Raw genomic sequence first — 9960 nt, forward strand, 5'->3', positions numbered from 1 at the left:
TAACGTGCAAGTAAAAGATCAACTATCATCATTACAACCATATAAACCAGGTAAATCACCAGAACAAATGAAAGAAGTGTACGGAGATCATTCATTTGTGAAATTAGCATCGAATGAAAATCCATTCGGTTGTTCACCACGTGTTTTAGAAGAATTGCAAAAGTCGTGGTTGGAACATGCTTTATACCCTGACGGAGGTGCTACAACGCTCCGTCAAACAATCGCAGAGAAATTACATGTTCAAATGGAACAAATACTTTGCGGTAGTGGTTTGGATGAAGTCATTCAAATAATAAGTCGCGCCGTGTTGCGAGCTGGAGATAACATTGTAACGGCTGGCGCAACATTCCCACAGTACCGTCATCATGCAGTTATTGAAGGCTGTGAAGTGAAAGAAGTTGCTTTAAATAACGGTGTATACGACTTAGATGAAATTTCGTCAGCAGTTGATAACAATACGAAAATCGTTTGGCTTTGTAATCCGAACAACCCCACAGGCACATATGTGAATGAGCAAAAATTGACTCAGTTCATTGAAAGCATTAGTGAAAATACGTTAATTGTCATTGATGAAGCGTACTATGAATACGTAACAGCAAAAGATTTCCCTGAGACATTACCGCTTTTAGAAAAACATAACAACATTCTTGTACTTAGAACGTTTTCTAAAGCGTACGGATTAGCCTCTTTCCGCATTGGTTATGCGATTGGACAGGAAGAGTTAATCGAGAAATTAAATGTCGTACGTTTGCCATTTAACGTATCTTCATTAGCGCAAAAAGCAGCAACGGTTGCATTTAACGATGAAGCGTTTATTAAAGAAATTGTACGTGTTAATACAGAGGGAATACAACAATATGAAAGTTTTTGTAAGGAAAACGAAATTCCATTTTATCCGTCGCAAACAAATTTCATTTTCTTGACGGTAGATAATGGTGGAGAGATTTATGAAGCTTGTGCACACGCAGGGTTTATTATTCGTCCGTTCCCGAATGGTGTCCGTATTACAGTCGGCACAAGGGAGCAAAATGAAGGAGTGATTTCAGTGTTAAAACAACACTTTGAAAATAAAAAAAGTAAGTCTCGAGATGAGGCAGATGTGTAAAAAGGTAGTATTAATTGGAACAGGTTTAATAGGAGGTTCTCTCGCATTAGCAATTAAGAAAGAACACGAAGTAACGATAACAGGTTACGATATATTTAAAGAGCAAGTAGAGCGTGCCAAAGAATTACACGTAGTAGATGAAGTAGCAGTTGATTTACAGCGTGCATGTGAAGAGGCACATTTAATTGTTTTTGCTTCTCCAGTTGAAGAAACGAAGAAGCTATTACACAAACTTGCGTCATTTCGTTTACGAGAAGATGTTATAGTGACTGATGTTGGTAGTACAAAAGGGTCTATTATGAACGAAGCGGAAGCTTTATTTTCAAAGGAAGTTTCTTTCATTGGTGGACATCCGATGGCGGGTTCTCATAAAACGGGAGTTGAAAGTGCAAAGGCACATTTATTTGAAAATGCATTTTATATTTTAACACCGATGAACCATGTGCCAAATGAACAAGTGGAAGAACTAAAAGGTTGGTTAAAAGGAACAGGATCACATTTTCTTGTTTTAAATACGGAAGAACACGATTATGTAACAGGAATTGTTAGTCATTTTCCGCATCTTATCGCAGCAGGTTTAGTAAAGCAAGTTGAGAAACATGCAGGAGATAATCCGCTCATTCATCAACTAGCTGCTGGCGGATTTAAAGACATTACACGCATTGCATCTAGTAGCCCGAAAATGTGGAGTGATATTGTAAAGCAAAATCGCGGGCATTTATTGGAACTATTAGAAGAATGGATCTCAGAAATGGAAGAGTTATATAAGACTGTTTCTAAAGGAGATGCAGGTGAAATACAAAACTATTTCGCTGACGCAAAAGAATACCGTGATTCTTTACCAGTGCGAAAAAGAGGTGCAATTCCTGCCTATTATGACTTATACGTCGATGTTTTAGATAAAGTAGGGGCCTTAGCTCATATTACGAGTATTTTAGCAGAAGAGGAAATTAGCATTACAAACTTGCAAATTTTAGAAGCACGCGAAGGATTGCTCGGGGTACTTAGAATTAGCTTCCAAAGAGAAGAAGATCGTATGAAGGCAAAGCTGGCGCTAGGAAAAGAAGAATACCAAACGTATGAAACAATTTAAAAAGAGGGTGATAACGTGAAAGAAACTACAATACAAACAGTAACTAACGGATTGAATGGAGCAATTACAATACCTGGTGATAAATCCATTTCGCACCGTGCTGTCATGTTCGGTGCGATTGCAGAAGGAAAAACAACAATTAAAGGGTTCCTACCTGGTGCAGATTGTTTAAGTACAATTTCTTGTTTTAAAGAAATGGGAGTAGACATTACGCAAAACGGTGATGAAGTCACTGTAGTTGGGAAAGGATTAGAAGGTTTACAAGAGCCGAAAACTGTATTAGATGTTGGTAATTCTGGTACAACAATCCGATTAATGTCAGGTATATTAGCAAACACACCATTTTTCTCTTGCGTACAAGGTGATGCGTCTATCGCAAAAAGACCGATGAAACGTGTAACAAATCCATTAAAGCAAATGGGTGCAACCATTGATGGACGAGAAGAAGGAACGTTTACACCGCTCACAATACGTGGTGGAGATTTAAAAGCAATTGAATATATTTCTCCTGTTGCAAGTGCACAAGTAAAGTCAGCTATTTTACTTGCAGGTCTTCGTGCAGAAGGTGTAACAGCTGTTACAGAACCACATATTTCACGCGACCATACGGAAAGAATGCTTGAAGCATTTGGTGTTAACGTAACTCGCGAAGGGAAAACAGTGAAGCTGTCAGGTGGACAAATATTAACAGCAACAGACATTCAAGTGCCAGGTGACGTATCATCAGCAGCATTTTTCTTAGTAGCAGGCGCAATTATCCCAAATAGTAAACTACTATTACAAAATGTAGGAATGAATCCAACTCGTACAGGTATTATTGATGTTTTAGAGAAAATGGGTGCTACATTTACTGTAGAGCCAATTAACGAAGGTGCATCAGAACCAGCTGCAAACATTACAATAGAAACATCTTCACTAAAAGGTATCGAGATCGGTGGAGATATAATCCCAAGATTAATCGATGAAATTCCAGTTATCGCACTAGCAGCAACACAAGCAGACGGAATTACAGTCATTAAAGATGCACACGAGTTAAAAGTGAAAGAAACGAATCGTATCGATACAGTCGTTGCTGAATTAACAAAACTAGGGGCTCGCATAGAAGCAACTGATGATGGAATGATTATTTACGGAAAATCAAATTTAAAAGGCGATACAGTACATAGTCACGGAGATCATCGCATTGGCATGATGCTTGCAATTGCTGGCTGTATAGCTGAAGGAAAAACAACGCTTGAAGATGCAGAAGCAGTAGGTGTATCATATCCTACATTCTTTGAAGAACTTCAAAAGTTAGCGAAATAATAGGATGAAAAGCAGATATACAGTATAAATATACATTAAGCTCGTAAGGACATTATAAGCAAGCTACTTATAATGTTAAAAATGAACTATTTAACAACAATAGGACTTTTGAGACAAGGTTTTTCCCTTAACGTTGAAAAGAAGCCGAACAAGAAGAACGGTACCTATTGATTTTAATCGTTTTCATTTAATTAATAAACTGGACAATTGATAAAACATTTCAACTTAGAAAGAAAAAATATTTATGATAGTAGAAATCGTAAATAATCAACAACAATTAGAAGATGCTTACGCTATTCGACAAAAGGTTTTTATAGAAGAACAACAAGTCGATGTAGAAGAAGAAATCGATGAACATGACAAAACCGCTACTCATTTTGTGTTATACGATAATAGCAAGCCAATTGGAGCTGGACGTTTTCGTATTGTAGATGGCGTTGGTAAAATTGAACGAATTTGTGTAGTGGCAACTGATCGCAAAGCAGGTTCTGGAAAATTAATTATGAATGAAATTGAGAAGTTTGCACAAAATCAGGGCATTTCTAAAGTGAAATTGAATGCCCAAAAACATGCAATTGGTTTCTATGAAAACTTAGGGTATGAAAGTATTTCTGAAGAATTTATAGATGCGGGTATTCCTCATCGCACAATGATTAAGAATCTGTAAATAGAACGATAATGCGGGGGATTAATTTTCTATAACTTTACAACGAGAAAAATCACCCTAATATTATTTAAAGTGGTAAATGTGCCTTTGTAAGTCATATTAACTAACTAAAGCTTAATTTCTCCCTTACTATACCGAGAAATTAAGCTTTTTTATTATGGGATTTACTTGACGTTGTAAATCCGTATTTTCCTACCAATCTTATCTGGGATTCAAAACGTTGATATATTTCTAATCATTAACCCGAAACATTCAAAATGATAGTACAATACATAAAGGGAATGGGGGAGAAAAAGATGAACGTCATACAATTAAAAGAAGATAAATTCAGAGAAGCATTATGTTTATCAGAATACGCTTTTCAATATAAAGCAGATGAGGAACGAGTGCAGCAACAAATGACTCGAATGAAAGAAAGTCATGAAATATACGGCATTATGGAAGGGGAAGACTTAGCAGCAAAATTGCATCTTATTCCGTTTCATATTTACATAGGCACAGAAAAATTTAAAATGGGAGGCGTTGCAGGGTTAGCGACGTATCCGGAATATAGAAGAAGTGGATATGTAAAAGAACTGCTTCAACATTCGCTTCAAACGATGAAAAAAGCTGGTTATACAGTATCGATGTTACATCCATTTGCTGTTTCATTTTACCGCAAATACGGCTGGGAGCTTTGTGCAAATCGCCTTGTATGTCATATGGAGAAGAGCGATTTGATTATGAAAAAACAAGTAAATGGTACTGTGAAACGTTTTAATAAAGAAAACCATCCAGAAGAAGTAGAGAAAATTTATGAAACATTTGCAGAACGCTTTTCAGGTATGCTAGTTCGCAGTGAAAAATGGTGGTTACAAGCGGTCTATCATGATTTAACATTAGCGATTTACTATGATGAAAATAAAACGGCAGCTGGTTACGTGTTATATAAAATAGAAAATTATAAAATGACAGTAGAAGAATTTGTTCCACTGCATAATGAAGCGAGAAATGGCCTATGGAACTTTATTTGCCAGCATGATTCTATGGTTAAAGAAGTTGAAATGATATTAAGTGAGAAAGAACCGTTGTTATTTACATTGCAAGAGCCACGCGTGAAGGCAGAAATAAAACCATATTTTATGGGAAGAATTGTAGATGTGGAGCAGTTCTTAAAACAATATGAGTTGAACTGGAACGATGCGCAGCAAGAATTGATTTTACACGTTACAGATTCATTTGCTCCGTGGAATAACGTAACGGTGAGACTTGCAAATCAGGAAATAACAATTATGAAAGAAGAAACAATAGATAAAGGAATTAAGCTGGACATTAATGCGCTATCTACAATAATGTTTGGCTATAAACGTCCGTTAGAGCTAAGTAAGCTTGAATTAATTAGTGGAAGCGAAGAGGAGATACGGACATTTGAGAATGTAGTCCCGGTGCGTGAAGCGTTTATTTATGATTTCTTTTAATTGTATATTTGAAAGTGAACTGTACCAAATAAAGTTTTGGTACAGTTCGCTCTTATTTTGTTGTTTTTTGTCGTTAAGTCGATATATCTTAAAAATCGCTGATAAAATTTGAGTTGCGCTGATATATTCTGAAAATCGCCGATAAAATTCGAGTTGCGCTGATATATCTTGAAAATCGCCGATATAATTTCACTCACAGATATGGGATTAAAAAACGTAACTGTGTAGCACACTTGACTTTTAATCCATGTAATTTATAATTAAAAACGGAATGAATTTTCATTCCTGAAAATTGAGGTGGGAAAAGTGGCTAAAAACAAACAAGAGGATATTTTTGATGCTGCGATACAACTTTTCGCAGAGCGTGGTTACGATGGTACGACAATTCCGATGATCGCTGAAAAAGCAAAAGTCGGCGCTGGTACTATTTATCGCTATTTTGAAAATAAAGAGGCACTCGTTAACTCATTATTTTCAAAAAGCATGTTGCAATTATCTGAAATACTAAAAACTGATTTTCCTGTTGAAGCAAATATTCGTGAACAGTTTAGTCATATTTATAACCGTTTATTTGAATTTGCGAGAAACAATGTGGATGCTTTTCTTTTTACAAATTCTCATTGTGATAGTTATTTTCTTGATGAACAGAGTAACAAAATATTTGACGATTTTATAGGCTTCTTTATGAATATTATAGAAGATGGAATCGCAAAAGGTTTTCTTCGTCCATTGCCTCCAGTTGCTTTAATTATTATTGTATATCAACCGTTAGAAAAATTAACTAAAGTAATGGCAACAGGGCAATTAGAATACTCAAAAGAATTAGTAAAAGAATTGGAAGAGAGCTCTTGGAATGCTATTAGAATCATTTGATTCTATAGCTCTATATGGACAGGAATGAACATTCATTCCTAAACAAATATAAAAAACGATTACAGGAGATGATATATCTGTACAGTTAAAGGAATGAATATTCATTCCGTAGGTAGTGGTTTAATAGAATTGAAAAAAATTAATAGGATAATAGGAATGAACGTTCATTCCGAACTGATAGTTTTAAAAGAGTAGGAATGAATATTCATTCCGTAATTAACGTGAAACGCTAAAAACGGGAGATGATTCAAATGAGCAAGCTAAAAAGTTGGAGAAGTTTATCTTTTCTATTATGGATAGTTATTACTATTACAATGATCGTAACGATGCCTAATATGGATAAATTAGTGAAAGAAAAAGGGCACATTACGATTCCTAAAACAGAACAAAGTAGTATTGCTGACAAAATGATAAAAGAAATGGATAAAGACGGGACTGAAAAATACGAAATTATAGCCGTTTTTAATAGTGGAAATAAAGCTGCTTTAACTACTGAGCAAAAAGAGGAAATAACAAAAACAATCAACGCCCTGCAAAATGAAAAAGAGCAATTAGGAATAAAGGAAGTTGTTTCACATTTAGATAATAAAGACTTGGAGAAACAATTAGTTTCTAAAGATAATACGACTATTTTAACGCAAATATCAATAGATAAAAAGCATGGTGAAATATCAAAAGTTGCAAATAATCTTCATAAAAAAGTACTAACGAAAGGGGTGAAAACGTACTTAACAGGAAGTGACTTAATAGCGGGTGATTTTCTTAAATCTTCTCAAGAGGGAGTGAAAAAGACTGAAGTTATTTCAATCATTTTCATTCTTGTAGTATTAATCCTCGTATTCCGTTCACCAGTTGTTCCGATTGTTTCTCTTCTTACAGTCGGTGTGTCGTATTTAGTTTCAATGGGGATTATTGCTCAGCTTGTAGATCAATTTAATTTTCCATTTTCAAACTTTACACAAGTGTTCGTAGTCGTCGTCCTCTTTGGAGTAGGAACAGACTATAACATTTTATTATTTACGAGATTTAAAGAAGAATTAAGTAAACAAGAAAATGCATTATTGGCCACGAAAGAAACATTTAAATCGGCAGGTAAAACCGTATTATATAGCGGTATAGCGGTGCTAATTGGTTTTGCATCACTTGCGTTTGCGAGTTTTAAATTATATCAATCTACTTCAGCGGTAGCAATTGGTGTTTTAGTATTACTACTCGTATTAACGACTTTAAATCCATTTTTTATGGTGCTTTTAGGAAAAGGAATGTTTTATCCAGTTAAAACATTTAAAGGTCATGAGGATAGTCGCTTATGGGGATTCTTTGCGAAAAACTCAGTAGCAAGGCCATTTGTTGCTTTAATCATCGTATTCGTGATATCGATTCCTTTCGTATTAAAATACTCTAACATACTTAATTACAATGATTTATTTGAAGTAGATAATAAGTATGAATCAAAGATGGGGATTAACGTCATAGAAGATCATTTTCCTCCTGGTTTTTCTTCACCAAGTACGTTAGTCATTCAATCGAATAACAAGTTAGATGAGGCGACCTCCCTACAAACTTTAGATGAACTAACTGATAAAATTTCGAAAGTTAAAGGAGTTTCAGAGGTATATTCACCGACGCGTCCAACCGGTGATAAGATAAAAGAATTATATATAAATAAACAAGCCGGAGAACTGAATACAGGATTAGGAGATGCCAATGGTGGCATAAAAGAAATCAATGATGGATTAATGGATGCGAAAGATAAAATGAGTAGTAATGATTCAAATAGTCTCGCAAATGTTCAAAAGTTAATTGATGGAACGAACGAGGCGAAAAACGGTGTATCAGCATTAGGAACTGCTTTAAATCAATTATCGAATGGCATAAACGACGGTGCCAAAGGAGCGCAGCAAATCGAGAGTGGTTTAGCTTCAGTAAACGAAAATATAAGTGTATTATCAAATGCAACTTCACAGCTTCATGCTGGTTATGCACAGTTAGAAAAAGGTTTAAGTTCTTACGATCAATATTTCGGAAGTATTTCTCAAGCGATTGATGGCGCGAAAAAAGGTTATGAACAAATTGAAATGTTAATGACCAATTTCATTCAAACGAAACCAGAATTAGCAAATGATCCGAACATACAGCAAACGTTAGGAATTGCTAAGGAGGCTCAAAAACAATTAAATATACTTTCAAAAGATTTAAATCAATTAGCAACGCAGCATAAGGTGGCAATGGATTCATTTAAAGAAGCGAATCAATCGTTATTGAAAGTCGATAATGGTTTAAAAGAAATGAATAATGGTGTTAACGAGTTACAAAAAGGAACTACTGGACTGAAAAACGGATTAAACGAAGGGGCTACAGGTTCAAAACAAATTGCGAACAAATCAGCTGAGTTACAATCCGGATTAACGAAAATAAACGATGGGCAAGGACAGTTATTAACTGGACTGAAAGACCTGCAAGAACAGATGGGGCAATTACAATCAGGCTTATCTAAAAGTACAGAAGGGCTTGGGAAAGTAAGTAACGGCCTAGGGGATGCTCAGAAATATTTAGGCGAACTTAATGAATCAAAAAGCTCTGAGAAATTTTATATCCCAAAAGAAGTGCTAGAGGGAGAAGATTTCCAAAAAGCATTGAACACGTACATGTCACAGGATAGAAAGATTGCTAAAATGACCATCATTTTAGATGTAAATCCGTATTCAAAAGAAGCGATGCCAATCATTCAAGAAATTAATAAAACGATAGACGGTACGTTAAATGGTACAGAATTAAAATCAGCAAAAAAAGCGATCGGTGGGACAACAGCTAGAAACGTTGATTTAAAAGAAGTAACCGGGCAGGATTTCTTACGTACTGCTACAATAATGTTAATTGGAATTGCGATTGTATTAATCGTTATTACTCGTTCATTCTTAAACTCAATCTTTATTATTGGATCATTAATATTAGTGTACTTTGCATCACTTGGTATTAGTGAACAAATTAGTGCACACTTATTAAACGTAGGGTCATTAAGCTGGAATGTTCCATTCTTTAGCTTTATTATGATTGTCGCTTTAGGAGTGGATTATAGTATTTTTGTAATGATGCGATACAATGAGCTAGAAGGGGATTCGGTAACGAAAATCGTAAATGCATCTCGTCACATAGGAGGAGTCGTATTATCAGCGGCACTTATTTTAGGCGGAACATTTGCAGCATTAATCCCTTCAGGAGTATTGACACTTATACAAGTAGCATCAGTTGTTGGTATTGCACTTTTACTATTAGCTTTAATCGTGATGCCAATATTGTTACCTGCTTTAATAGGGTTAACGAGTAAAATGAAGAATTACACAAAGAAATTAAGTAATAGAAAATAAAGAATCCCCCCTTTATGAACAGCTCCCTGTCAAGTAGACAGTGGAAATAATAAAAAACCTTAAGCGGCTTGAATCCTGTATTCCAATGGGCT

At 35.3% G+C, this 9960-nt stretch carries 7 protein-coding genes; all 7 read left to right on the forward strand.

All coding sequences use genetic code 11. From position 1 onward, the window contains the following. Positions 1 to 4: 4 nt before the first annotated feature. The 7 genes from hisC (at position 5) to JDS80_RS18530 (ending at position 9868) form a co-directional block, all read left to right on the forward strand. Positions 5 to 1105: a histidinol-phosphate transaminase gene (gene hisC / locus JDS80_RS18500; RefSeq protein ID WP_071746317.1), complete on the forward strand. Its 1101-nt coding sequence runs from the start codon at positions 5 to 7 to the stop codon at positions 1103 to 1105. Next, positions 1098 to 2198, forward strand: coding sequence for a prephenate dehydrogenase (tyrA, locus tag JDS80_RS18505; protein WP_071746316.1), 1101 nt, complete (start codon positions 1098 to 1100; stop codon positions 2196 to 2198). The genes hisC and tyrA overlap by 8 nt, the downstream gene beginning before the upstream one ends. 15 nt (positions 2199 to 2213) lie before the next feature. Continuing rightward, the gene (gene aroA / locus JDS80_RS18510; protein WP_199639610.1) at positions 2214 to 3503 is read left to right on the forward strand and encodes a 3-phosphoshikimate 1-carboxyvinyltransferase; all 1290 of its coding nucleotides are present in this window, start codon (positions 2214 to 2216) and stop codon (positions 3501 to 3503) included. 244 nt (positions 3504 to 3747) lie between these two features. Continuing rightward, complete coding sequence (locus tag JDS80_RS18515; protein WP_071746314.1) at positions 3748 to 4170, forward strand: GNAT family N-acetyltransferase; 423 nt, start codon at positions 3748 to 3750, stop codon at positions 4168 to 4170. A gap of 296 nt (positions 4171 to 4466) precedes the next feature. Then, the gene (locus JDS80_RS18520) at positions 4467 to 5627 is read left to right on the forward strand and encodes a GNAT family N-acetyltransferase (RefSeq protein WP_199639611.1); all 1161 of its coding nucleotides are present in this window, start codon (positions 4467 to 4469) and stop codon (positions 5625 to 5627) included. Between the two features lie 306 nt (positions 5628 to 5933). After that, positions 5934 to 6500 carry a TetR/AcrR family transcriptional regulator gene (locus JDS80_RS18525; protein ID WP_071746311.1) on the forward strand — a complete coding sequence of 189 codons (567 nt, stop codon included), beginning with the start codon at positions 5934 to 5936 and terminating at the stop codon, positions 6498 to 6500. A 251-nt stretch (positions 6501 to 6751) separates the two neighbouring features. Continuing rightward, the gene (locus JDS80_RS18530) at positions 6752 to 9868 is read left to right on the forward strand and encodes an MMPL family transporter (RefSeq protein WP_242477380.1); all 3117 of its coding nucleotides are present in this window, start codon (positions 6752 to 6754) and stop codon (positions 9866 to 9868) included. Positions 9869 to 9960 lie beyond the last annotated feature (92 nt).

The sequence above is a fragment of the Bacillus cereus group sp. N8 genome, assembly GCF_016483685.1.
GTDB classification, from domain to species: Bacteria; Bacillota; Bacilli; order Bacillales; family Bacillaceae_G; genus Bacillus_A; species Bacillus_A proteolyticus.